Genomic DNA, 22,204 nt, shown 5'->3' on the forward strand with positions numbered 1-22,204 from the left:
GGGCGCTGTTTGGGCCTGTTCGACTTCACCGAAGGCATCCTGCGCGGCGTAGGCAACGTGACCGGGGCCGTGACCCGGCCCATCACCGCGCCGTTCAGCGATCCGGTGATCCGACTGGGCGTCACGGGGCTGTCCCGGGCGGGCAAGACCGTCTTCATCACGTCACTGGTGGCGAACCTGATGGACCGGGGCCGGATGCCGCAACTGCGTGCGGCGGCCAGCGGCGCGATCCGCACCGCCTATCTGCAACCGCAACCCGACGACACCCTGCCGCGCTTTGCTTATGAAGACTACCTTGGCCAGTTGACCGCGCCCGATCCGACATGGCCCGATGGCACCCGCCAGATCTCGGAACTGCGGTTGTCGCTGAAGGTGCAGCCCACCGGCTTCATGGCGGGCTTGCAGGGCGTGCGGACCGTGCATCTGGACATCGTGGATTACCCGGGCGAATGGCTGCTGGACCTGTCGCTGCTGGACCAGACCTATGCGGATTGGTCGAAGGCGGCCCTGACGCGGGCGGCGGGGCGACCGCTGGGTGACGATTACCTTGCGCTGGTGGCGCGGACGGATGCGACGCGGCCGCTGGACGAACCCACGGCCAAGGCGTTGGCGCAGGCCTATACGGCGCATCTAAACGCGGCGCGGTCGCAGGGCTATTCCGACTGCACGCCGGGTCGTTTTCTGTTGCCGGGCGATCTTGCGGGATCGCCGGTGCTGACCTTTGCGCCCCTGCCGGGGACTGATTTCCCTCGTGGGTCACTGGGACGCGAATCCGCGCGCAGGTTCGAATCCTACAAGAAAAACGTCGTGAAGCCGTTTTTTCGGGATCATTTTGCAAGAATTGACCGACAGGTCGTGTTGGTCGATGTGCTGGGCGCAATCAACAACGGACCGCGCGCGGTGGACGATCTGCGCACCGCGATGGCCGAAATCCTCGGGGCGTTCAATCCGGGGCGCAACGGATTCCTCAGTCGCATTTTTCAAGGACGGCGGGTCGAAAAGATCCTCTTTGCCGCGACCAAGGCCGACCATCTGCACCACACGCAGCACCCGCAACTGACCGCGATCACGCAAGCGCTGCTGCGCGAGGCGAAGGACCGTGCCGATTTTGCCGGGGCCCAGACCGCCGCCATGTCGATTGCCGCCCTGCGCACCACGGTCGAGGAGACGGTCGAGCGTCGCGACGGGCCGCTGGACGTCGTGCGCGGCCGGCTGCTGGACAGCGGCAAGCAGGCAGCCTTCTATCCCGGTGCCTTGCCGGATGATCCGCAGCATCTGCTGGCTCCGGCGCGCGCGGGGGCGGTGGACTGGGGCAGCGGCGACTACAAGGTCATGCGCTTTGCGCCCGCCCCGATGACCCTGCGTCCGGGCGAGGGGCCGCCGCACATCCGGCTCGACAAGGCCGCCGAATTCCTGATCGGAGACCGCCTGTGAAACGTCCCGTCCTGATCGACCTTGATGCCGCATCCGACGTGACACCGGCGACCGCACCGATGGTCATCGACGACGCACCGCAAGGGGCCGCGATGCAAAAGGTCGCGGCCCTGGCGACACGGCGTGCATCGCCGTTGGCGAAATGGTTCTGGTCGTTGCTTGCCAGCATCATGGGCTTCGTCGTGTCGCTGGCCGCGTGGAATTTCGTCACGGACCTGACGGCGCGGCACCCGTTCCTTGGCATGATCTTTACCGCCTTGCTGATCCTGTTCTGCTGCGTCCTGCTGGCGATTGCCCTGCGCGAACTTTCGGCCTTCAGCCGCTTGCGCCGGATCGATCAGGTCCAGAGAGAGGCGGCACAGGCCCACGCCGGGGGCGACCTTGCGATGGCCCGCCGTGTAGTGACACACCTCGAAAGCCTTTATGCAAAGCGCGAGGATACTGCTTGGGGCCGGACGCAACTGGCCGAGCGCGCGCCCGAGATCATGGATGCGGACGGGCTGCTGGACCTTGCCGAGCGCAGCCTTCTGGAACCGCTGGACGCCCGCGCCGTGGCAGAGGTGCAGGCGGCGGCCCGGCAGGTGGCCGTCGTGACCGCCGTGGTGCCGCTGGCGCTGGCGGATGTCTTTGCGGCGCTGACCTCGAACCTGCGGATGATCCGGCGGATCGCGGAAATCTACGGCGGCCGGTCCGGCACGCTGGGCAGCCTGCGGCTGGTGCGGACGGTGCTGGGGCATCTGGTGGCGACGGGTGCCGTGGCCGTGGGCGACGACCTGATCCATTCGGTCGCCGGTGGCGGGTTGTTGTCCAAGGTCTCTCGCCGCTTTGGCGAGGGTGTCGTGAACGGTGCCTTGACCGCCCGCGTCGGCATTGCCGCGATCGAGGTCTGCCGACCACTTCCGTTTCAGGCGCTGAAGCGGCCGTCCGTCACCGGCACGGTACAGCGGGCGCTGACGGGGCTGTTCGGCACCGCCTAGGGCTGGATGCAGGACATCAGCGTCGCGGCAATCCCGCCCAATAGGTCGGTATACAGCGCCGGACCGGGTTCCAATGCCATGCCGGTATCGTCGATGGCGGCCAACCGGGCGTCCGTGCCGTCCGTCAACAGGTCGGCGTAGTCCGTCGGCCCCCCCGTTTCGGACAGGACGCAGGTGACCTTGCCGGACACCACCACAGCGCGCAGTTTTGCGAGGTGGGCGGGGCCGGGGGCCTCGTCATCGCCGTCGCTGATGGCAGCGGCACTGGGCAGGCTGTAGCGGTCGCTGAAATAGCCAAAGGCGGCATGCGGCGCGATCCACGTGCCACGCGGCACGCCAGCGAGGTCCGACGACAGCCGCGTATGGAGTGACAGCAATCCGGTCAGCGTGGTTTCGGCGTTCGCGGCGTATCGGACGGCATTGTCGGGATCGGTCGTGACGAGGGCGTCGCGGATGGCCCTGACCCAGACCATCGCCACTTCGGGGTCGAGCCAGGCATGGGGATCGATGGCGTGTCCGGCATGGTCGCCGCCGCCATGATCGTGCCCGTCCACCAGATCGCGTCGCGCCCAACCGGGGGTCTCCAGCAAGGTCAGCGTGGCGGCGTCCGGGGCCAGCGTCGCCAAGGGGTCGGACAGCCAGGGCGTCAGGGCCGGACCGATCCAGACGACGACCTCGGCCCGTGCCAGTTTCTGCGCGTCCGACGGCCGCAGCGCGAGGTGGTGTGCATCGGTGCCCGGCGGCACGAGCAGATCGGGGGTGCCGACGCCCTCCATCACCTGCGCGACAAGGCTGTGGATCGGGGCGATATCCGTGACAACGCGGGGGGCATCCGCATGGGCGGCACCGGCCGTCAGGGCAAGGCAAAGGGCGAAAATGCGAATCATGGGCTGTCTCTTGCAGGTTCGGTTCGGGCAAGCTATAAAAGGTATGTTATAACATAACAAGGGCTGCCATGACTGCCTCCGGATTCGAGCATCACAACCATGCGACCTGCGTGACCGACGCGCTGCTCAGCGCCGAAGCGGTCTGCGCCAAGGCTGATCTGAACCTGACCCCGGTGCGGCGACGCGTGCTGGAAATCCTGCTGGAAAGCCATGCGGCACTGGGGGCCTACGATGTGCTGGCCCGGCTGGATGCCGAAGGGTTGGGGTCGAAGCCGCCGGTCGCTTACCGTGCGCTGGCGTTCCTTGTGGACAACGGCTTTGCCCACCGGATCGAGGGGCTGAACGCCTTCATCGCCTGCGCCCATCCCGGTGCGGACCATGCGCCGGCCTTTCTGATTTGTCGTGGTTGCCGCACCGTGGCCGAAACGCGCGCCAACGCGCCAATGGGGCAGGCCGCCGCGCAGACGGGTTTCGCCATCGAACAGACGGTGATGGAGGCGCAGGGCCTGTGCCCCGCGTGTCAGGCCAACGCATGAGCCTTCTGTCCGCGCGTGGCGTCGGTGTCAGCCGCAACGGCACCGCGATCCTGCAGCACGTCGACTTCGATATCGCGGCGGGCGAGATCGTGACCATCGTCGGACCAAACGGGTCCGGGAAATCCACCCTGCTGCGTGTCCTGATCGGCGCGCTGACGCCGGATGGCGGGACCGTCACGCGCAGTCCCGGCCTGCGGCTGGGCTATGTTCCGCAAAAGCTGGCCATCGACGCCACGCTGCCGCTGACGGCGCGGCGTTTCCTTGATCTGCCGCAGCGCGTCGGTGACGCGGTCGCTGCGACGGCCCTTGAAAAGGCCGGCGTGCCGGACGTCGCGCAGCGCCAGATGGCCGACCTGTCCGGCGGGCAGTTTCAACGCGTCCTGCTCGCCCGCGCCCTGCTGTCGCGTCCGCAACTGCTGATCCTGGACGAAGCCACGCAGGGTTTGGATCAACCCGGTGCCGCCCGGTTCTACCAGTTGATCGAAGGGGTGCGGCGGAACCTGAACTGTGCCGTGCTGATGGTCAGCCACGAATTGCACGTCGTCATGTCCGCTTCCGACCGGGTGATCTGCCTGAACGGGCATATCTGCTGCGAAGGCACGCCCGAGGTCGTCTCGGCCGCGCCCGCCTACCAAGAGCTGTTCGGCACGGGAACTGGCGGAGCCCTCGCGTTGTATCGGCACGACCACGACCACGGTCACGACCATGCACACGACCAAAAGGCGCATGACCATGCTTGACGACTTTCTGATCCGCGCGGTTCTGGCCGCCGTCGGCACCGCATTGGCCGCATCGGTGCTGGGCTGTTTCGTGGTCTGGCGGCGGATGGCGTATTTCGGCGATGCAACGGCCCACGCCGCGATCCTTGGCGTGGCCTTGGCGCTGGCATTGAACGTCTCGGTCTTTGCCGGTGTCGCGGCGGTGGCGCTGGTCGTGGCGGTTCTGATCCACCGCCTTTCGGACCGGGCACAGGGCACCGACACCATCCTTGGCGTCATCGCCCACGGTGCGCTGGCGACGGGCCTTGTCGCGGTGACCCTGATCCCCGGCGCGCGCATCAACCTCGAGGCCTATCTGTTCGGCGATGTCCTGACCGTGTCGCGGATCGACATCGCGGTCATCTGGGGCGGCGGTGCGGTTGTGCTGGGCGTGCTCTGGTTTCACTGGTCGGCGTTGCTGACCGCCACCCTGAACCCCGACCTTGCGACCGCCTCCGGCATCGATCCCGCGCGCGAGAACCTGATCCTGACACTGCTTCTGGCAGGTGTCGTCGCCGTGGCGATCAAGGTCGTCGGCGCGCTGCTGATCACCGCGCTGCTGGTGATCCCGGCTGCTGCCGCGCGGCGATTGGCCACATCGCCCGAGGGGATGGCCCTGCGCGCGGCGATCATCGGCGGGCTTTCGGCGGTCGGCGGCCTGCTGCTGTCGTTGCGCATGGATACACCGGCCGGTCCATCCATCGTCGTCACGGCGGTGATTCTGTTCGCCTTGACGGCAATTGGCGAGAAGTTGCGCGGGTTAGGCGGGTCTTCGCCCTGAATTCGCCTTACGGTTGTCTAAATCTTAAGACCTTCTTAGGACCATGCCATAACTGATGGAAGGTCCAACATGTTCCGAATTTTTCTTACCGCCCTGCTGCTGACCCTGACGGCACAGGCTGCCGCGGCCGCAAACGCCTGCGCCATGCCGGGCAATGTCAATCAGATGGCATCGGAAATCGCGGCGGGCGTGAATGCGCAGCGCCGGGCACATGGGCTTGCACCGCTGGCCTACAACGCGACCCTGGGCCGGGCGGCCATGACGCAGGCCTGCGACATGTCGGTCAACAACTTCTTCGGCCACCGGGGCAGCAACGGCAGCAATGTCAGTGCCCGGGTACAGGCCGCGGGCTATCGTAACTGCACAATCGCGGAAAATCTGGCCTGGGGCTATCCGACGTCCGGCCAGATCATCGGGGGCTGGATGAACTCTTCTGGCCACCGCGCCAACATGCTGCATCCGCGCGTTGCAGAGATGGGGGTCGGCATTACCACCGGGTCGAAAGGGCCGAACTGGGTGCTGGTTCTGGGGCGTCGCTGCTAGCATCGCAGGCCGCGCCGCGCTATCAGGTGGACCGATCCGAAGGGAAGGGACCACGTCATGCGCATCGTCTTCATGGGAACGCCCGAATTCTCGGTGCCTGTCCTGCAGGCGCTGCACGACGCGGGCCATGCCATTGCCGCTGTCTATACTCGGCCGCCGCGTCCCGCCGGGCGTGGCAAGAAGGACAGGCCCGGCGCCGTTCATGTCCGTGCGCTGGACCTTGGACTGCCGGTCCGCCATCCGATATCGCTGAAAGGGACTGCCGCTCAGGCGGACTTTGCAGCACTGGACGCCGACATCGCCGTCGTCGTGGCTTACGGTCTGATCCTGCCGCAGGCCATTCTGGATACGCCGCGCCACGGCTGCCTGAATATCCACGCGAGCCTGTTGCCACGGTGGCGCGGGGCAGCGCCCATTCACCGCGCGATCATGGCGGGGGATACGGACACCGGCGTCTGCATCATGCGGATGGAGGCGGGGCTGGATACCGGCCCCGTCCTGTTGCGCGACACCACGCCCATCGGGTCGGAGGAGACGACGGGCAGCCTGCATGACCGCCTGTCCAACATGGGTGCCGCGCTGATTTTGCAGGCGCTGGATCGGCTGGGCGATCTGGCCGCCAAGCCGCAGCCCGATGACGGCGTCACCTATGCGGCCAAGATCGACAAGGCCGAGGCGCGGATCGACTGGACCCGGCCCGCCTCGATGATCGACCGGCAGATCCGCGGCCTGTCGCTCTTTCCCGGTACCTGGTGCGAAATCGGCGGCGAGCGGGTGAAGTTGCTGGGCAGCCGGGTCGCATCGGGTGACGGCGAGCCGGGGCAGGTGCTGCCTGACCCTTCGTCCGCGCTGACGATCGCCTGCGGTGACGGGGCGGTCGCGGTCACGCGTCTGCAACGGGCCGGTAGCAAACCGCTGCCGACCGATCAGGCCCTGCGCGGTTTCGACCCCGGCCCCTTCGTGATGTAAGGACGACCATGCCCCACCGCACCATTCCCTTTGCCCTTGTGGGCATCGACCACGTGGTCTTTCTGGTCGACGACATGCCGCGCGCGCTGACCTTCTACCGCGACGTGCTGGGGTGTGCGCCGGGCTATTCCTATCCCGCGATGGGGATGGAGCAGGTCTGGGCCGGGGCCGCGCTGATCGTGCTGTGGGATACCACCCATGCCGGTGCAACTGCCGCGGTGCCGCCGGTGCCGGGCGGTCGCAACGTCGATCACCTCTGCATCGCGACCTCGCCTTTCGACCCAGCCGACATGCGCGACCATCTGGCCCGCCACGGTGTCGCCATCGCGCGAGAGGCCACCCACGGCGGGGCGCGCGGCATGGGCCATTCGTTCTATATCCACGATCCCTTCGGCAACAAGCTCGAGATCAAGGGTCCGGCAGAGTATCCCGACGGCCGCCTTTGACCGCGCGGATCTAGCCCATCCGTTCCGACGCGTAGGACCCGGGGGAGGCCGGGAAGACGATCGTCTTGTTGCCGTTCAGCATGACACGGCGGTGGATATGGGCATGGACCGCACGGGACAGCACCGCCGCCTCCACGTCGCGGCCAAGGCTGACATAGTCGTTGGGCGACTGCGCATGCGTGACCCGCACGGTGTCCTGTTCGATGATCGGGCCCTCGTCCAGATCGGCGGTGACATAATGGGACGTGGCGCCGATCAGCTTGACCCCCCGCTCGTACGCCTGCTTGTAGGGGTTGGCTCCCTTGAAGCTGGGCAGGAACGAGTGATGGATGTTGATGATGCGGCCCGACATCTGTCGGCACATCTGGTCCGACAGGATCTGCATGTAGCGGGCCAGCACGATCAGGTCGGCGCCGGTCTCTTCGACCACCGCCATGATCTGCGCTTCGGCCTGCGGCTTGTTGTCCTTGGTGACCTTGATGCAGTGGAACGGAATGTCGTGATTGACCACGACCTTCTGATAGTCGAGGTGGTTCGAGATCACGGCCACGATCTCGATCGGCAGCGCGCCGATCCGCCAGCGATACAGCAGATCGTTCAGGCAGTGACCGAAGCGGCTGACCATGATGACGACCTTCATCTTGACGCTCTGGTCATGGAATTCGTAGGTCATGTCGAACTTTTCCGCGGCGGCCCCGAACCCGCGCTTCAGGCCTTCCAGATCGCGGCTGCCGTCATTCTCGAAGCTCATGCGCATGAAGAACTGATTGGTCTCGGTGTCGTCGAACTGGGACGAATCCGTGATGTTGCAGTCGTTGTCGGCCATGTAGTTGGCAATCGCGGCCACGATCCCCTTGGTCGAAGGGCAGGTCACGGTCAGGGCGTAGTTCGTCATCGGTCTCACTTTCCGGCGCGGTTGTCCGGCGAGGCCGGTCAGCGCCACTTTTCCAGCATCGGGGGGCAAAGATACAAGTTGGAAACGGCGCAAGCCCGCGCGAAAGCGACCGGGCCGCGGCGCAATCGGCGCAGAAATCTGTGGGATGCGTCGTGGCGTCAGTCGATGGCGCCAAAGGCGGCGCTGGTCAGGGTGCAGTCGCGCACGACGTCGGCCCCGCAGGTGCGCGGTTGCAGGTCCTTCGTCAGGCAGATCCGGGCCTCCTGGATCGCGCCGTCGGTGCAGGTGATCGTCACGCCGTCGCGGGGCAGTTCGGGGTTGGCGTCGACGAAGGCATCCTCGATCAACGATGCGGGCAGGGTGACGTCGCGGGTCAGTTTGCGAAACGCCTGGGGCACGCGGATGCCGTCATAGGCCGCGCGCGCCGTGCGATAGAATGCCTGCGGTGACAGCCCGCTGCACGATCCGTGCTTGTTCCACTGATACCACGCAAGACCGCTGGTGCCCATGATGTCTGCCATGCCCTCTGTGTCGCGGCGCGTCGGCGGGGCATGGGTCGTGCGGCAGTCCTGTGGATAACCGCGGTCGTGCTGCGGCCACAGGCCATGCAGCACCCAGCCGTAGTCCGCGCCCGGCGCGCATTGCGGCGAATTCCGCGCTCGGCCCGTCAGGTCGCACCAGTTCGGCGACCACGACAGCGACAGGACGTAATAGTCGAAATCGCCCGCCCGGTCCTGCGCCGCAGTGGGACCGGCCAAGGCCAGCAGCAGGGCCATCAGGGCGTTGCGCATGTTTTTAATCTTCCCAATTTGGTCTCCCACGACTATATAGCATCCAAGTTCCCCGACAATGTGAACCCGGCCCACGCGGTCAGCCCCTTCAAGGGCGCAGGGAAGGCTTGTCGAAATGCAAGGTTAGGAGTGAAGACGATGTCCGACAAACCGATCATGGCCAAGGCCACCGCCGTCTGGTTGTGCGACAACACCACGCTGACGTTCCAGCAGATCGCCGACTTCTGCGGCCTGCACCCACTGGAGGTGCAGGGCATCGCGGATGGTGACGTGGCGACCGGTGTGAAGGGGTTCGACCCCATCGCCAACAACCAGCTGACGTCGGAAGAGCTGGAGCGCGCGACCGCCGATCCAAGCCACAAGCTGAAGCTGAAATTCAACGCCGCAGCCCAGGGCGAGGAGAAGCGCCGTGGTCCGCGCTACACTCCGCTGTCCAAGCGTCAGGACCGCCCGGCCTCGATCTATTGGCTGGTGAAGTTCCATCCCGAGCTGGAAGACAGCCAGATCAGCAAGCTTGTCGGCACGACCAAGCCCACCATCCAGGCCATCCGCGAGCGGACGCACTGGAACATCAACAACCTCGACCCCATCGACCCGGTGGCGCTGGGCCTGTGCAAGCAGTCCGAACTCGACGCTGCCGTGCAGAAGGCCAATGCCAAGCGCGCCCGAGAGGGCACGGCCATGAGCGATGACGAGCGCCGCAAGCTGGTGTCGACGCAGAACAGCCTTGGCATGGCGCCGGAGCCGAAGATGCCGTCGTCGATGGCGGGTCTGGAAACCTTCACACTTGGGGACACTGCGGTCGCCGAGGAGGAGGAGGTCGAGGACAAGCGCGACATTCGCGATGCCGAAAGCTTCTTCAACCTGCCCGAAGACGTCGATGCGACGAACGACGACGAGGATGACGACGACGACGAGGACAAGCGCCGCAAGCGGTGATGCGCCGCCTCGGACATGCGGAAAGCCCCGGCCATGTGCCGGGGCTTTTGCGTTTCAGGGGCTTAGTCGTCCAGCAGGATGCGCGCGGCGTTGCCGCTGTCATCGTCGTATTGCTGGCTGCGCACGCTCCAGATGAAGGCGATTAGACCCAGAGCGCCAAGGATCAGGGAGATCGGGATCAGCACCACGAGGACGTTCATTTCACCCACCACATGCGCTGCGCGTTCAACAGGACCAGCAAGGACGACGTCGACATCGCGAGCGCCGCCATGAGCGGTGTCGCGTAACCGGCCAGCGCGATGGGGATCGCTATGGCATTGTAGACCGCGGCAACGGCGAAGTTCTGCTGTGACAGCCGGCGTGTCGCGCGCGCGATTCGCAGGACAAGGGGCAGGTCGGCAAAGCTTTCCTTCAACGCCACGACGTCGGCCGCGTTGCGCGAAGCCTCAAGCGCCGTGGCCGGTGCGATGGACGCATGGGCGGCCGCCAGCACGGCGGTGTCGTTCAGTCCGTCACCGATCATCAGCACGCGCGCGCCCGCTCCGGTCAGGATCGCCAGACGGCGCAGCTTGACCTCTGGACGCGCGTCAGAGATGACGGGCAGCGCCAGCCGCGTCGCGAGCGTCTGCGCCGGACCTGCGGCGTCGCCGGTCACGATCTCGCAGGGCAGGTCGATGGCGGCAAGGGCGGTTTCAACGCCGGGGCGCAGGGATTCGGGGACTTCCAGCGCCACGGCTGGCGCATCGCCGATCGCCAGACACAGACCCGTCTGCGTGGCACCGACCCACGACCCGCGGCCCAGCCGCACGGCGACGTCGCCGTAAAGGCCTGCGACGCCCTTGCCCGCGATCTCCGTGATTTGCGTCAGGGGCGCGGCGGGGGTATTGCTCAGCGCCTTTACAAGTGCGCGGGACAGCGGGTGATGCGACGCCTGGGCCAGCGCCTTTGCGATCCGGCGGTCGCTGTCCGACAGATCGTCTGGCACGCGTACGGCCGGCAGGGTCAGCGTGCCAGTCTTGTCGCACATGACGCGCGTGACCTCGGCCAGCCGTTCCAGGGCGGTGCCGTGGCGCACGAGGTAGCCCAGCCCGAACAGGCGGCTGACGGCGGCGGTGCTGACCGCTGGCACCGCAAGGCCAAGGGCGCAGGGGCAGGTGATGATCAACGTGGCGATGGCGACATTCAGCGCTATGCGGAAATCGCCCGTCGCAAGCCACCAGCCGGCCAGGGCGGCCAGCGCCAGCCCGTGCACCGCCGGAGCATAGATCTGCGCGGCCCGGTCGGCCAGCGCGGTATAGCTGTTGCGCGCGTTCTCGGCGGTTTCGACCATTTCGGCCATGCGGCGCAGGGACGTATCGGCACCGGCGCAAATCGCGGCCAGACGGAAGGGGGCAGTCAGATTGACCTCGCCCGCTTGCAGGGTGTCACCGGTCGACAGGCTGACGGCGGCGCTTTCGCCCGTCAGGATCGACCGGTCCAGAAGGGCGGTGTCGGACAGCAAGGTCCCGTCCACCGGCACCCGTGCGCCGGTCGGCACCAGCACGACGTCGCCGATGCGCAGGTCCGTCACCGCGACGGTGTCGCTCCGGTCGCCGGTCAGGCGGGTCGCGGTCTGCACCTCAAGCGCGGTCAACTCGCGCGCGGCGGACCGGGCCGCGGTGCGGGTAGTATGGTCGAGGTAGCGACCGATCAGCAGGAAGAACGTCAGCGACAGAGCCGCGTCGAAATAGGCGTGGGTGCCGCCCGTCAGCGCCTCGAACAGGGACATCCCCGAGGCGAGCAGGATCGCGAGCGAGATCGGCACGTCCATGTTCAGCCGCCCGCCGCGCAGGGCCGCCATCGCGGAGAAGAAGAACGGCTGCGCCGCATAGGCGACGGTCGGCAGGGCAATCGCGGCCGAGATCATGTGGAACATGTCGCGCGTCGCACCTGCAGCACCGGACCAGATGGCGACCGACAGCAGCATGACGTTCATCATCGCAAAGCCCGCGACGGCCATGCGCAGCAGCAACGCGCGGCCCTGCGCATCGCGCGTGGCCTCCAGCTTTGTCGTATCCAGCGGAAAGACCTCATATCCCATGTCGCCGACGGCCTTCAGGACACCGGCCGCGTCGACGGGACCCTGCACGCTGAGGCGCTTCATCGACAGGTTCACACGCACGCCGGTGACACCGTTCAGGTGCGCCAGACCGCGTTCGATCTGGCCGATGCAGGCGGCGCAATGCACGCCGGGGACGGAAAATTGCAGCGCAGGGCCACTGGCCGTCTGCGCGGCAAGCGGGGCGGCGGCACAGGCGGGGCAGCCGGACATCATGGCATCACCTTCACGATCACGCGTTGCTGGAACAGGGTGCCGTCGGCACTGCGCAGCTTCAGGCGCAGGTTCCAGTTGCCCGGCCCTCCATCGACCGATGCGCGCATCGCATCGCCGTCGAAGGCAAAGTCAGGTGTCTGGTCGCGTTGCACCGATGTGGCCCGTCCGAAGGTCGCGGATTCGACCACGGGCGCGATGGGCTGGCCGTGTTCCAGCACCCGCAGCGCGAGGTCATGGCCCGTCAGAGTCGCGTTCACGTCCCAGCCCAAGGCAACCTGCGCATCACGCTCGGCATCGAATGTCTGGCTGGCGACGTAGGAATTGGCGACCTCCAACCCCGGAAAGGTGCGCACGGCCTGCACTGCCAGCGTCAGGTTCACGGCAATGATGACGCCGAAGGCCATGATGAAGCCGGTCAGCACGTGCCAGCCCTTGATTTCGCGGATCATTGCACTCTCCCGTTGAAGGTTGTGGCCACGCTGGCACGATCATTGGTCGTCAGATCCTCGACCCAGAATCGCAGGGGCGTGGTGTGGACGCTGGCGGCCGCGTCTTCTGCGCGGGCAGTGACATAGACGCGCTGGTTCAGCGTGCTGTCGGCCGGCACGTCGACGACCAGCTGACGGTCGGGATTTCCCTCGACGTCGATGCGCAGGATCGTGTCGGCGCTGAGGCTCAGGTGGAATTCGCGGTCCATGCCGGATTTGTTGCGCAGGCGCAGGTCGTAGATGTTGCGGACGGCACCGTCGGACTGCACGACGAAGGTGGGGTTGCGGACGGGACTGACCGTTAGTTCGATGTCGGACCGGACGAACAGCGCATAGACCAGGCCGGCCCCGATCGCGGCCCACAGGACGGTGTAGAGGATCGTGCGCGGTCGGAGGATATGCTGCCAGATGGGGCGGGGTGGCAGGCCGGACCGCTCTCGCGTTTCGTCCGTCAGGGCCATGTAGTCGATCAGGCCGCGCGGCTTGCCGATCCGGGTCATCACGTCGTCGCAGGCGTCGATGCACAGCGCGCAGGTGATGCATTCCATCTGCTGCCCGTCGCGGATGTCGATCCCCATCGGGCAGACGTTGACGCAGGCCATGCAGTCGATGCAGTCACCCTTGGTGGCGACAGGTTCCGTCCCTGAGTGCAGCGCCTGTGCGAGGTCGGGGGTCGCACGCTTGCCCTTGGCCCGCGGTTCGCCGCGCCAGTCGCGGTAGGCGACGGTCAGGGTGTCGGGGTCCATCATCGCCGCCTGGATGCGCGGCCAGGGGCACATGTAGATGCAGACCTGTTCGCGCATGAACCCGCCGAAGACGAAGGTGGTCGCGGTCAGGATCGCGATGGTGACATAGGCGGCGGGATGCGCCGTGCCGTGGATCAGGTGGCCCAGCAGCGTCGGCGCGTCGGTGAAGTAGAACACCCAGGCTCCGCCTGTCGCCAGCGCGATCAGTGCCCAGGTCGTCCATTTGACACCACGCAGCCAGGCCTTGTGGATGCTCCATTTCGCGTGGTGCAGGCGCACGCGGGCGTTGCGGTCGCCTTCGATCCAGCGTTCGACGAGGATGAAAAGATCGGTCCAGACGGTCTGCGGGCAGGTGTAGCCGCACCAGACCCGGCCCAGTGCCGAGGTGAACAGGAACAGCCCCAAGCCAGCCATGATCAGCAGGCCCGCGACAAAGTAGAACTCGTGGGGCCAGATCTCGATCCAGAGGAAATAGAACCGCCTGCCCGCAAGGTCGACGAGCACCGCCTGATCCGGCAAATTGGGGCCACGGTCCCAGCGCAGCCAGGGCGTGATGTAGTAGATGCCAAGCGTCAGGGCCATGATCCACCATTTCAGCTGGCGGAACTTGCCGCTGACTCGGCGGGGAAAGATCGGTTCGCGCGCGGCGTAAAGAGAGGTTGTCGACATGGTTGGCCCCCTTCAGTGTCATCGCTGTCTAGGCCGACGGACCACCCCGTGCCTTGATCTGAATCAAAGGCACCCCCGGCGTGAACCGGGGGTGCCTGATGGTGCGCGCTGCGGCGTGGCGTCAGTTCAGGGCCTGTTCGCCGCCGCCAAGGCTGTGGACATAGACGGCCACCGCATCGACATCGACATCCGCGAGGCGCTGCCCCCAGGCGGGCATCACGCCAAAGCGGACGTTGGTCACGGTCGCAGTCAGGCTGTCCGCGTCGCTGCCGTAGAGCCAGATCGCGTCCGTCAGGTTGGGGGCACCCATGTCGCGGTTGCCGGCACCGTCGTCGCCATGGCAGGCGGCGCAGTTGTCCATGAAGACCGTCGATCCCTCCGACACCAGCACCGCATCCTCTTCCGGCATCGAGAGGCTGCGCACATAGGCTACGACCGATGCGATCTCGGGCTTGGTCAAAACCTCGCCGAAGGCCGGCATCTGGGACCAGCGGGCATCCGGGTCGGTGTCGTTGCGGATGCCGTGGTCGATGGTCGCGGCGATGGCCGCGACATCGCCGCCCCACAGCCAGTCGTTGTCCAGCAGATTGGGATAACCGACCGCCCCCGCGGCCCCCGATCCGTGGCACTGGCTGCAATTGGCGCGGAACACCGCGGCACCGCGCGCGACGGCGTAGCGATGCAACGGATCGTCGGCCGCAAGCGTTGGCAGGTCGGCGGCTTGCAGGTCGGCGACAAGCTGCGCGTTCTTCGCCTCGTGGGCCGTGATCTCTTGCGCGACGGCGGCGCGGGTGGACCAGCCCAGCGTGCCGGTCGTGGCCCCGGACAGCATCGGCCAGGCGGGATAAAGCACCGTATAGACGATGGCCCAGACGATGGTGGCATACAGCGTCCAAAGCCACCAGCGGGGCAGGGGATTGTTCAGTTCGGTGATGCCGTCCCAGTCGTGGCCGGTGGTTTCCACGCCGGTTTCGTCGTCGATCTTCTTAGTCATGGCGCAGCGCCTCCAGCGTATCGTCCAGATCCTTGCAGGCGCAGGTCGCACAGGTGCCCGAGCAGGTCTTGGCGGGGTTATCGTTGCGGAACGGAATCAGGCTCGCGTCGTCGCGGGCATGGCGCTGGCTGGGCAGGTAGGCCCAGACGCCGGCACTGGCGAAAAATCCGAACATCGCCAGCAGGACCCAGCTGTCGGCCAGTTCGCGCAGAAAGGTGTAGGTTTGCATCAAGGCCTCCTCAGCGGCTGGCGTCAGGGGTGAAGGTTGAGAAATCGACCATCGTGCCAAGCACTTGCAGATAGGCGACCAGAGCATCCATCTCGGATACGCCGGGCTGGCTGTCAAAGTTGGCGACGGCGGCACCGGGGTAGCGGTCCAGCAGGTCGGCAGAGTCGGCCTCCGGGTCGGCCTGCGTGCGGAAGTCCTGCTGTGCCTGTGCGATGTCGTCGTCGTCGTAGGGGACGCCGACAAAGCGGTGCGTCTTCATCAGGTCGTCCACATATTCGCCGGTGATCGGCGTGCGGGCCAGAAAGGCGTATTTCGGCATCACGCTTTCGGGCACTACGGATTGCGGATCGCTCAGGTGATCCACATGCCAGGCGTTGGAATAGCGGTTGCCGACGCGGGCCAGGTCCGGCCCGGTGCGTTTCGACCCCCACTGGAATGGGTGGTCGTACATCGATTCCGCCGCCAGCGAGTAGTGGCCGTACCGCTCCACCTCGTCGCGCATCGGGCGGATCATCTGGCTGTGGCAGACATAGCAGCCTTCGCGGACGTAGATATCGCGGCCCGTCAGTTCGAGCGGGGAGTAGGGGCGCACCCCTTCCACCTTCTCGATCGTGTTTTCCAGCCAGAAGAGCGGCGCGATTTCCACGATCCCCCCGATGCTGACCACCGCAAGCGAGAAGGCGAGCAGCAGCGTGGGGCTTTTCTCAAGGATCGCATGTTTGTCGATCAGTGCCATTGTTCAGATCCTTATTCGGCCGGGGCGGCGAGGCGGAAAGGGGTTGCCGTGGTGGCGGGTTTGCCGGCCCGGATGGTCATCCACATGTTCCAGACCATGATCAGCGCACCGGACAGGAACATCACACCACCCAGACCGCGCACGACATACATCGGGAATTTTGCGGCAACGGTGTCGGCAAAGGCATTGACGAGGAACCCCTGGTCATCGACCTCGCGCCACATCAGGCCTTCCATGATGCCCGTGACCCACATCGACGACGCGTAAAGGACGATGCCAAGGGTCGCGAGCCAGAAGTGCCAGTTGATCGCCCGCATCGAATACATCTCGCGTTGGCCCCAGAGGCGCGGTGTCAGGTAGTAAAGGCAGGCGAAGGTGATCATGCCGTTCCAGCCCAAAGCGCCGGAATGGACGTGACCGATGGTCCAGTCGGTATAGTGCGACAGCGAGTTCACCGCGCGGATCGACATCATCGGCCCCTCGAAGGTGGACATGCCGTAAAAGCCGAGGGACAGGACGAACATCCGCATGATCGGATCGGTGCGCAGCTTGTCCCAAGCCCCTTGCAGGGTCATCAGGCCGTTGATCATGCCACCCCAGCTCGGCATCCAAAGCACGATCGAGAACACCATGCCAAGCGTCGCGGCCCAATCGGGCAGGGCGGTATAGTGCAGGTGGTGCGGTCCGGCCCATATATAAAGAAAGATCAGCGCCCAGAAGTGAATGATCGACAGCTTGTAGCTGTAGATTGGCCTCTCTGCCTGTTTCGGCACGAAGTAATACATCATGCCAAGGAAGCCTGCGGTCAGAAAGAAGCCCACGGCGTTGTGGCCATACCACCACTGCGTCATCGCATCCTGCACGCCGGAAAAGACCTGCACCGACTTGCTGCCCCAGAAACTGACCGGAATGGACAGGTTGTTGACGACGTGCAGCATCGCGACGGTGATGATGAACGCGAGGTAGAACCAGTTCGCAACGTAGATGTGTTTTTCCTTACGGCGCACGATGGTGCCGAGAAAGACCGCGAGGTAGGCCAGCCAGACGATGGTCAGCCAGATGTCCACGTACCACTCGGGCTCGGCGTATTCCTTGGACTGCGTAGCACCCAGCAGATATCCGGTGGCGGCCAGCACGATGAACAACTGATATCCCCAGAAGACGAACCACGCCGTGTTGCCACCCCACAGCCGCACCGCGCTGGTGCGCTGCACGACATAGAAGGATGTGCAGATCAAGGCGTTGCCGCCGAAGGCGAAGATGACCGCGCTGGTGTGCAGCGGCCGCAGGCGTCCGAAGTTGGCGAAAGGCTGCGCCCATTCGAAGTTCAGCGCCGGAAAGGCAAGCTGGAACGCGATGAAGGTTCCCACAAGGAACCCCGCGATGCCCCAGAAGGCGGTGGCGATCACGCCGGCGCGAATCACGCCGTCGTTGTATTCGTCCATGGCCGGAACGGCGGTCGCCGCCTCGTCCGTCTGGCGCAGCACCCGCAGCAGCATGAAGCCTGCAACCAGCATCACCAGAAAGGCATGAACCTGATAGGCCAGATCGTGGGCCCAGTTCGCCCCCAGTGCCGCAATCAGGGTCACGCACCCCAGCAGCGTCAGCTTGATGTAATTCATCGCTTTGTCCCTCGTCGTGCCGGTGCGCAGCGCATGGCGCAGCCGGTCTCTGACAAGGGTCTAGGCGGCGGGGGAAACGGGTGCTTTGATCTGGATCAAGTCAACGTGATGTCACGACACGACGCCGCCGTCGGCATCGTCGCCGGTCGCATCTTGAAGCGCCGCTAGGTCCAGGACGGTGACGCTGCGCCGATCGCTGACATCGATGATGCCGTCCTTTTTCAGTGCGCTGAACTGACGGCTGACGGTTTCCAGCGTCAGGCCAAGGTAGTTGGCGATCTGGTCGCGGGTCATCGGCAGGTGCAGCGCGCTGCCGCTGGCCACGGTTCCGCCCTCGAAGGTGTTCAGTTGCGACCGTCGCGCCAGCATGTCGAGGAATGTCGCGATCTTTTCGCGCGCCGTCTTGCGCCCCAGCAACAGCATCCAGTCGCGGGCGGCGTCAAGCTCGTCCAGTGCCAGCTCCATCAGCCGCTGCGCGACATGCGGCATGTCGATGACCAAGGCCTCGAACGGTCGGCGGGCGAAGCAGCACAGGGTGACGTCCGTCGTCGCGGTCACGTCGAATTCGATGCGGTCGCGGCCGGGGCGCCCGATGAAATCGGACGGCAGCAGCAGGCCGACCATCTGGGTGCGCCCGTCTTCCATGGTCTTGGACAGGGAGGCCACGCCGCTGACGACGGATGCGACATAGTCCAGCGGTTCACCGCGCCACAGGATCTCGGACCCGGCCGGGAAGGTGCGGTAGGTCTTCATCACCTCGAGCCGGGCCAGTTCTTCGGTGTCGCAGCGCGCACAGATGGCGCGGTGCCGGATCGGGCATGCGCTGCATTTGATATTCGCAAGATCTGGAATGTTCATGATTTTGATCTATATCAAGGAAAGACGACATTGGCGCGTCTTAATTGCCGGCATGACTGGAATAGATCTCCTGCGCCGTCACGGCCTCTTTGACGCGAAAGTGCCGCGTTATACAAGCTATCCTCCTGCAAATCATTTCGATCGCGACGTCGGGGCGCAGTTTCAGCAACAATGGATGGCCGACGTTCCGGCGGATCAGCCGGTTTCCGTCTATATCCATATCCCATTCTGCCGCAGGTTGTGCTGGTTTTGCGCCTGCCGGACGCAGGGCACCACGACGATCCGACCGGTCGAGGCCTATGTCGACTACCTGCGCGATGAGATCGCCGCCGCGTGTCGCAATCTGCCGCAGGGACTGACGATGGGCCGGCTGCATCTGGGCGGCGGGACGCCGACAATCCTGCCGCCCGCCGTCATGACGCGGCTTCTGGATGCGGTAGAGGGTGCCTTTGACCGCACCCATGATTTCGAATTCTCGGTGGAGATCGACCCGACCGAGGCCGCACCGGACCTGCTGCGCCTGCTGATCGCGCGCGGCATGAACCGCGCCAGCATCGGCGTGCAGGATTTCGCGCCCGTCGTGCAGGCGGCGATCGGTCGGCCCCAATCACTGGCGCAGACGCAGACCGTCATCGATATCCTGCGCGACGCGGGTCTGCCCAGCCTGAACATCGACCTGCTGTACGGGCTGCCGCATCAGACTTCTGACAGCTTCGGGCGGACGCTGGATCACGTTCTGGCGCTGTCGCCGGACCGGCTTGCGATTTACGGCTATGCCCATGTGCCCTGGATGTCCAAGCGGCAGGTCCTGATCAAGGACGCGGACCTGCCGGACGCGATGGCCCGCTTTGGCCTTGCCATGCAGGCACAGGATGTGCTGACCGGCCGGGGCTACCGCGCCATCGGCATCGACCATTTCGCCCGGCCCACGGACACGCTGGCCAAGGCGGATGCGGCCGGGCTGCTGCGGCGCAATTTTCAGGGCTATACCGACGATCAGAGCGCGACGCTTCTGGGCTTTGGAGCCTCGGCCATTTCAGCCTTCGGGCAAGGGTTCGTGCAGAACGCCGTGGCGACGTCCGCGTGGCAGGTCCGGGTGACGCGCGACGGGATGTCCGGGCAGAAGGGCTATGTCCTGCGGCCTCAGGATCAGGTCGTGGCACAGATCATCGCGGACCTGATGTGCCGCTTCACCTTTGATCCCGATGCGCTGGCACGCCGTTTCCCGGATCAGGCGCGTCTGATCGCGACCGCCGGTTCAATGCTGCGCGATCGGTTCGGGCCGCTTTTCGACGCGCCCGGCAACGCGATGACGCTTCAAGGCGATGCGCGCCCTCTCGTCCGGATCATCGCGCAGCATGTGGACGGCTTCGTCGGCGTGTCGGGTGGCTATTCCGCAGCGATCTAGACACCCGAAACTCTATGGCGCGAAGGCCACGCGCCGCCAAACTGCGATGCCGCAGGCGGCAATCCTTCGTTGCCCCGGTCTGCGGTCTGTGGCATCACCACCTTAACCAATGCGAACGGATGAGTGCAGATCGTGGCAAACTTCGACACCCGCCGCACGATGATGGTCGACACACAGGTGCGACCCTCTGACGTGACAAAATTTCCGATCATCGACGCCATGCTCAGCATCCCGCGCGAGGCCTTCGTTCCCGCGTCCCTGCGAGAGGCCGCCTACGTCGGCGAGAATCTGACCCTGCCCGGCGGCCGCACCATGCTGGAACCACGGACGCTGGCCAAGATGCTGGACGCCCTGGACGTGCGGTCGTCTGACGTGGTGCTCGACGTCGGATGCGGGCTTGGCTATGCGACCGCCGTGATCGCGCGGCTGGCCGAATTCGTGGTGGCCCTCGAGGATGACGCCGACCGCGCGGCAGAGGCGCAGGCGAACCTGTCCGACGAAGGCGTCGACAATGCCGCCGTGATGACCGGAGATCTTGCCGAAGGTGTCGCCAAATCGGCACCTTACGACGTGATCCTGATCCACGGCGGGGTCGAGGTCGTGCCACAGGCGCTGACCGATCAATTGCGCGACGGCGGCCGGATCGCGGCACTGTTCGTGCAGGGTGCGCTTGGCACCGTGCGGATCGGTCGCAAGTCCGATGGCCGCGTGGCCTGGCGCGATGCCTTCAATGCCGGTGCCCCGGTGATCGCGGGATTCCGCCGAGCCACGGCGTTCGCGCTATGACGTTGCGCCGAATCTTGCGGCAGGGTGCGGCGATCTTGTGTCTGACGCTTTCGGCGACGGCGCTGTCGGCCGAAACCATCGCGCAGGCCCTGGCCGATGCTTACGACGGCTCCGGCCTGCTGGCGCAGAACCGCGCCGTCCTGCGCGCGGCCGACGAGGATGTGGCGCAGGCCACGTCGCGGTTGCTACCCGTGATCAGCTGGGCAGCCAGTGCGGACAACCAGTCGCCCCGCACCCCCGGATCGGACGCCATCACCGGCAGCCTGTCGCTGTCGGCGAGTTTGACGATCTACGATGGCGGTGCCAATCAGCTAGCCATCGCGGCGCAGAAGGCACTCGTCCTCGGTACTCGCGAGTCGCTGCGCGACGTCGAACAGCAAGTGTTGCTGCGGACTGTGCAGGCCTACATGTCCGTGCGCAGCACCGCGGAATTCATCAGCCTGCGCCAGAACAACCTGCGTGTTCTCAATCAGGAACTCCGTGCGGCACAGGATCGCTTTGACGTCGGCGAAGTGACCCGGACCGACGTGGCCCTGGCACAGGCCAGCGTCGCTTCGGCGCAAAGCCTGCTGACCGCGGCCCAAGGCGATGCCCGGCAGGCCGCTGCCGAATTCGCGGCGGCCATCGGGCGCGAGCCCGGCGATCTGGTTGACGTGTCGCCGGCCCCGGTCTCTACCTCGGAGGCCGAGGCGGTTGCCTTGGCCCTCCGAAATCATCCCGCCGTATTGCAGGCACAATATGCGGTATCGGCCAACGAGCTCGCAATCGCCCGCGCCAAGGCGGCCTACCGGCCGCAGGCCAGCGTGAATGCGCAGCTTGGCATGGATTTCGACGGCAACGTCGGCCGGACGGTTGGCGTGTCGATCGGCGGTCCGATCTATAGCGGCGGGGCCATTCCGTCCACTGTGCGGCAAGCCATGGCGCAACGCGATCAGGCCCGCGCCGTGCTTCATCTGGCCTCTGTCGAAGTGCGGCAGCAGGTGGCAAATGCCTATGCGGCACTTCAGGTCGCCCGTGCATCTCTGCAATCGACCGACGAACAGGTCCGCGCCGCCCGCGTCGCCTTTGAGGGCATCCGCGAAGAAGCCACGCTTGGCGCACGCACGACGCTTGACGTGCTGAACGCCGAGCAGACCCTGCTCAATGCCCGCGCAAATGTCATTACCGCCCAAGAGGCGGAAGTGAACGCTTCTTACGCCGTATTGGCGGCGACAGGGCTGCTGACAGCCACGCATCTGAACCTGGCCGTGCAGCAGTATGACCCTGCCGCCTATTACAACCTTGTCAAGGATGCGCCGGCCGCCTTGTCCGAACAGGGACAGGCACTGGACCGCGTGCTGCGGGCAATCGGTCAGTAGCCAACCGCGATCCATTGGTTGTTTGGAAAGTTGGTTGCCG

At 65.6% G+C, this 22,204-nt stretch carries 24 protein-coding genes; 12 read left to right on the plus strand and 12 right to left on the minus strand.

Going from position 1 to position 22,204, the window contains the following annotated elements; genetic code table 11:
- The first annotated feature begins 9 nt into the window (after nt 1-9).
- Both ACOI1H_RS06580 and ACOI1H_RS06585 read left to right on the plus strand, forming a co-directional pair.
- Nucleotides 10-1,434: a YcjX family protein gene (locus ACOI1H_RS06580; RefSeq protein ID WP_422436051.1), complete on the plus strand. Its 1,425-nt coding sequence runs from the start codon at nt 10-12 to the stop codon at nt 1,432-1,434.
- Nucleotides 1,431-2,411 (plus strand): YcjF family protein, encoded by a 981-nt coding sequence (locus tag ACOI1H_RS06585; protein WP_422436052.1) that lies wholly within the window; start codon nt 1,431-1,433, stop codon nt 2,409-2,411. The genes ACOI1H_RS06580 and ACOI1H_RS06585 overlap by 4 nt, the downstream gene beginning before the upstream one ends.
- Here the strand turns inward: ACOI1H_RS06585 and ACOI1H_RS06590 are convergent.
- Complete coding sequence (locus tag ACOI1H_RS06590; RefSeq protein ID WP_422436054.1) at nt 2,408-3,298, minus strand: zinc ABC transporter substrate-binding protein; 891 nt, start codon at nt 3,296-3,298, stop codon at nt 2,408-2,410. The genes ACOI1H_RS06585 and ACOI1H_RS06590 overlap by 4 nt on opposite strands.
- A 68-nt stretch (nt 3,299-3,366) precedes the next feature.
- Here ACOI1H_RS06590 and ACOI1H_RS06595 point away from each other — a divergent pair, with 68 nt between their 5' ends.
- The 6 genes from ACOI1H_RS06595 to ACOI1H_RS06620 all read left to right on the plus strand — a co-directional run bounded on the left by ACOI1H_RS06595 (nt 3,367) and on the right by ACOI1H_RS06620 (nt 7,331).
- Nucleotides 3,367-3,834 carry a transcriptional repressor gene (locus tag ACOI1H_RS06595; RefSeq protein WP_422436055.1) on the plus strand — a complete coding sequence of 156 codons (468 nt, stop codon included), beginning with the start codon at nt 3,367-3,369 and terminating at the stop codon, nt 3,832-3,834.
- Complete coding sequence (locus ACOI1H_RS06600) at nt 3,831-4,574, plus strand: ATP-binding cassette domain-containing protein (RefSeq protein ID WP_422436057.1); 744 nt, start codon at nt 3,831-3,833, stop codon at nt 4,572-4,574. The genes ACOI1H_RS06595 and ACOI1H_RS06600 overlap by 4 nt, the downstream gene beginning before the upstream one ends.
- Nucleotides 4,567-5,373, plus strand: coding sequence for a metal ABC transporter permease (locus tag ACOI1H_RS06605; protein WP_422436059.1), 807 nt, complete (start codon nt 4,567-4,569; stop codon nt 5,371-5,373). Before ACOI1H_RS06600 ends, ACOI1H_RS06605 begins: the two co-directional genes overlap by 8 nt.
- Before the next feature lie 69 nt (nt 5,374-5,442).
- A complete protein-coding gene (locus tag ACOI1H_RS06610) occupies nt 5,443-5,916 on the plus strand; it encodes a CAP domain-containing protein (RefSeq protein WP_422436060.1) in 474 nt (157 codons plus the stop codon).
- Nucleotides 5,917-5,973: 57 nt separating this feature from the next.
- Nucleotides 5,974-6,885, plus strand: coding sequence for a methionyl-tRNA formyltransferase (fmt, locus tag ACOI1H_RS06615; RefSeq protein ID WP_422436062.1), 912 nt, complete (start codon nt 5,974-5,976; stop codon nt 6,883-6,885).
- Nucleotides 6,886-6,893: 8 nt separating this feature from the next.
- Entirely contained in the window at nt 6,894-7,331 is a 438-nt protein-coding gene (locus ACOI1H_RS06620) for a VOC family protein (protein ID WP_422436064.1), read from the plus strand.
- A 10-nt stretch (nt 7,332-7,341) separates the two neighbouring features.
- Here ACOI1H_RS06620 and purU read toward each other — a convergent pair whose 3' ends face one another.
- Entirely contained in the window at nt 7,342-8,226 is an 885-nt protein-coding gene (purU, locus tag ACOI1H_RS06625) for a formyltetrahydrofolate deformylase (protein ID WP_422436066.1), read from the minus strand.
- Between the two features lie 158 nt (nt 8,227-8,384).
- On the minus strand, nt 8,385-9,017 hold the full coding sequence (locus ACOI1H_RS06630) for a ribonuclease T2 family protein (RefSeq protein ID WP_422436067.1): 633 nt from the start codon (nt 9,015-9,017) through the stop codon (nt 8,385-8,387).
- Between the two features lie 138 nt (nt 9,018-9,155).
- Here ACOI1H_RS06630 and ACOI1H_RS06635 point away from each other — a divergent pair, with 138 nt between their 5' ends.
- Nucleotides 9,156-9,956 (plus strand): DUF1013 domain-containing protein, encoded by an 801-nt coding sequence (locus ACOI1H_RS06635; RefSeq protein WP_422436069.1) that lies wholly within the window; start codon nt 9,156-9,158, stop codon nt 9,954-9,956.
- 62 nt (nt 9,957-10,018) lie between these two features.
- Here the strand turns inward: ACOI1H_RS06635 and ccoS are convergent, their stop codons facing one another.
- The 9 genes from ccoS to fnrL form a co-directional block, all read right to left on the minus strand.
- Nucleotides 10,019-10,156, minus strand: a complete 138-nt coding sequence (gene ccoS, locus ACOI1H_RS06640) for a cbb3-type cytochrome oxidase assembly protein CcoS (RefSeq protein ID WP_422436071.1) — start codon at nt 10,154-10,156, stop codon at nt 10,019-10,021.
- Entirely contained in the window at nt 10,153-12,270 is a 2,118-nt protein-coding gene (locus ACOI1H_RS06645) for a heavy metal translocating P-type ATPase (protein WP_422436073.1), read from the minus strand. Before ACOI1H_RS06645 ends, ccoS begins: the two co-directional genes overlap by 4 nt.
- The gene (locus ACOI1H_RS06650; protein ID WP_422436075.1) at nt 12,267-12,719 is read right to left on the minus strand and encodes a FixH family protein; all 453 of its coding nucleotides are present in this window, start codon (nt 12,717-12,719) and stop codon (nt 12,267-12,269) included. The genes ACOI1H_RS06645 and ACOI1H_RS06650 overlap by 4 nt, the downstream gene beginning before the upstream one ends.
- Nucleotides 12,716-14,173, minus strand: a complete 1,458-nt coding sequence (gene ccoG, locus ACOI1H_RS06655; RefSeq protein ID WP_422436076.1) for a cytochrome c oxidase accessory protein CcoG — start codon at nt 14,171-14,173, stop codon at nt 12,716-12,718. The genes ACOI1H_RS06650 and ccoG overlap by 4 nt, the downstream gene beginning before the upstream one ends.
- A gap of 121 nt (nt 14,174-14,294) precedes the next feature.
- The gene (ccoP, locus tag ACOI1H_RS06660; RefSeq protein ID WP_422436077.1) at nt 14,295-15,167 is read right to left on the minus strand and encodes a cytochrome-c oxidase, cbb3-type subunit III; all 873 of its coding nucleotides are present in this window, start codon (nt 15,165-15,167) and stop codon (nt 14,295-14,297) included.
- Nucleotides 15,160-15,396 (minus strand): cbb3-type cytochrome c oxidase subunit 3, encoded by a 237-nt coding sequence (locus ACOI1H_RS06665; protein WP_422436078.1) that lies wholly within the window; start codon nt 15,394-15,396, stop codon nt 15,160-15,162. Before ACOI1H_RS06665 ends, ccoP begins: the two co-directional genes overlap by 8 nt.
- A gap of 10 nt (nt 15,397-15,406) precedes the next feature.
- Entirely contained in the window at nt 15,407-16,132 is a 726-nt protein-coding gene (gene ccoO / locus ACOI1H_RS06670; protein WP_422436080.1) for a cytochrome-c oxidase, cbb3-type subunit II, read from the minus strand.
- 11 nt (nt 16,133-16,143) lie between these two features.
- A complete protein-coding gene (gene ccoN, locus ACOI1H_RS06675; protein ID WP_422436082.1) occupies nt 16,144-17,754 on the minus strand; it encodes a cytochrome-c oxidase, cbb3-type subunit I in 1,611 nt (536 codons plus the stop codon).
- A 111-nt stretch (nt 17,755-17,865) separates the two neighbouring features.
- Nucleotides 17,866-18,612 carry a transcriptional regulator FnrL gene (fnrL, locus tag ACOI1H_RS06680; protein WP_422436084.1) on the minus strand — a complete coding sequence of 249 codons (747 nt, stop codon included), beginning with the start codon at nt 18,610-18,612 and terminating at the stop codon, nt 17,866-17,868.
- 52 nt (nt 18,613-18,664) lie between these two features.
- On the opposite strand from fnrL, the gene hemN reads away from it, so the two are divergent.
- From hemN to ACOI1H_RS06695, 3 genes are all read left to right on the plus strand, one after another.
- Nucleotides 18,665-20,020: an oxygen-independent coproporphyrinogen III oxidase gene (gene hemN, locus ACOI1H_RS06685; protein ID WP_422436085.1), complete on the plus strand. Its 1,356-nt coding sequence runs from the start codon at nt 18,665-18,667 to the stop codon at nt 20,018-20,020.
- A 132-nt stretch (nt 20,021-20,152) separates the two neighbouring features.
- Nucleotides 20,153-20,806 (plus strand): protein-L-isoaspartate O-methyltransferase family protein, encoded by a 654-nt coding sequence (locus ACOI1H_RS06690; protein ID WP_422436087.1) that lies wholly within the window; start codon nt 20,153-20,155, stop codon nt 20,804-20,806.
- On the plus strand, nt 20,803-22,164 hold the full coding sequence (locus tag ACOI1H_RS06695; RefSeq protein WP_422436089.1) for a TolC family outer membrane protein: 1,362 nt from the start codon (nt 20,803-20,805) through the stop codon (nt 22,162-22,164). Before ACOI1H_RS06690 ends, ACOI1H_RS06695 begins: the two co-directional genes overlap by 4 nt.
- Nucleotides 22,165-22,204: the final 40 nt, after the last annotated feature.

It is taken from the genome of Loktanella sp. DJP18 (assembly GCF_049310965.1).
Lineage (GTDB): Bacteria > Pseudomonadota > Alphaproteobacteria > Rhodobacterales > Rhodobacteraceae > Loktanella.

Bases quoted from the DNA above. Each gene is read 5' to 3' on its own strand.
- ACOI1H_RS06605 (WP_422436059.1), top strand. From the start codon at position 4,567: ATGCTTGACGACTTTCTGATCCGCGCGGTTCTGGCCGCCGTCGGCACC.
- ccoO (WP_422436080.1), bottom strand. From the start codon at position 16,132: ATGGCACTGATCGACAAACATGCGATCCTTGAGAAAAGCCCCACGCTG.
- ACOI1H_RS06650 (WP_422436075.1), bottom strand. From the start codon at position 12,719: ATGATCCGCGAAATCAAGGGCTGGCACGTGCTGACCGGCTTCATCATG.
- ACOI1H_RS06590 (WP_422436054.1), bottom strand. From the start codon at position 3,298: ATGATTCGCATTTTCGCCCTTTGCCTTGCCCTGACGGCCGGTGCCGCC.
- ACOI1H_RS06595 (WP_422436055.1), top strand. From the start codon at position 3,367: ATGACTGCCTCCGGATTCGAGCATCACAACCATGCGACCTGCGTGACC.
- ACOI1H_RS06635 (WP_422436069.1), top strand. From the start codon at position 9,156: ATGTCCGACAAACCGATCATGGCCAAGGCCACCGCCGTCTGGTTGTGC.
- ccoN (WP_422436082.1), bottom strand. From the start codon at position 17,754: ATGAATTACATCAAGCTGACGCTGCTGGGGTGCGTGACCCTGATTGCG.
- fmt (WP_422436062.1), top strand. From the start codon at position 5,974: ATGCGCATCGTCTTCATGGGAACGCCCGAATTCTCGGTGCCTGTCCTG.
- ACOI1H_RS06610 (WP_422436060.1), top strand. From the start codon at position 5,443: ATGTTCCGAATTTTTCTTACCGCCCTGCTGCTGACCCTGACGGCACAG.
- purU (WP_422436066.1), bottom strand. From the start codon at position 8,226: ATGACGAACTACGCCCTGACCGTGACCTGCCCTTCGACCAAGGGGATC.
- ccoS (WP_422436071.1), bottom strand. From the start codon at position 10,156: ATGAACGTCCTCGTGGTGCTGATCCCGATCTCCCTGATCCTTGGCGCT.
- ACOI1H_RS06645 (WP_422436073.1), bottom strand. From the start codon at position 12,270: ATGATGTCCGGCTGCCCCGCCTGTGCCGCCGCCCCGCTTGCCGCGCAG.
- ACOI1H_RS06600 (WP_422436057.1), top strand. From the start codon at position 3,831: ATGAGCCTTCTGTCCGCGCGTGGCGTCGGTGTCAGCCGCAACGGCACC.
- ACOI1H_RS06620 (WP_422436064.1), top strand. From the start codon at position 6,894: ATGCCCCACCGCACCATTCCCTTTGCCCTTGTGGGCATCGACCACGTG.
- ccoP (WP_422436077.1), bottom strand. From the start codon at position 15,167: ATGACTAAGAAGATCGACGACGAAACCGGCGTGGAAACCACCGGCCAC.
- ACOI1H_RS06695 (WP_422436089.1), top strand. From the start codon at position 20,803: ATGACGTTGCGCCGAATCTTGCGGCAGGGTGCGGCGATCTTGTGTCTG.
- ACOI1H_RS06630 (WP_422436067.1), bottom strand. From the start codon at position 9,017: ATGCGCAACGCCCTGATGGCCCTGCTGCTGGCCTTGGCCGGTCCCACT.
- hemN (WP_422436085.1), top strand. From the start codon at position 18,665: ATGACTGGAATAGATCTCCTGCGCCGTCACGGCCTCTTTGACGCGAAA.
- fnrL (WP_422436084.1), bottom strand. From the start codon at position 18,612: ATGAACATTCCAGATCTTGCGAATATCAAATGCAGCGCATGCCCGATC.
- ACOI1H_RS06665 (WP_422436078.1), bottom strand. From the start codon at position 15,396: ATGCAAACCTACACCTTTCTGCGCGAACTGGCCGACAGCTGGGTCCTG.
- ccoG (WP_422436076.1), bottom strand. From the start codon at position 14,173: ATGTCGACAACCTCTCTTTACGCCGCGCGCGAACCGATCTTTCCCCGC.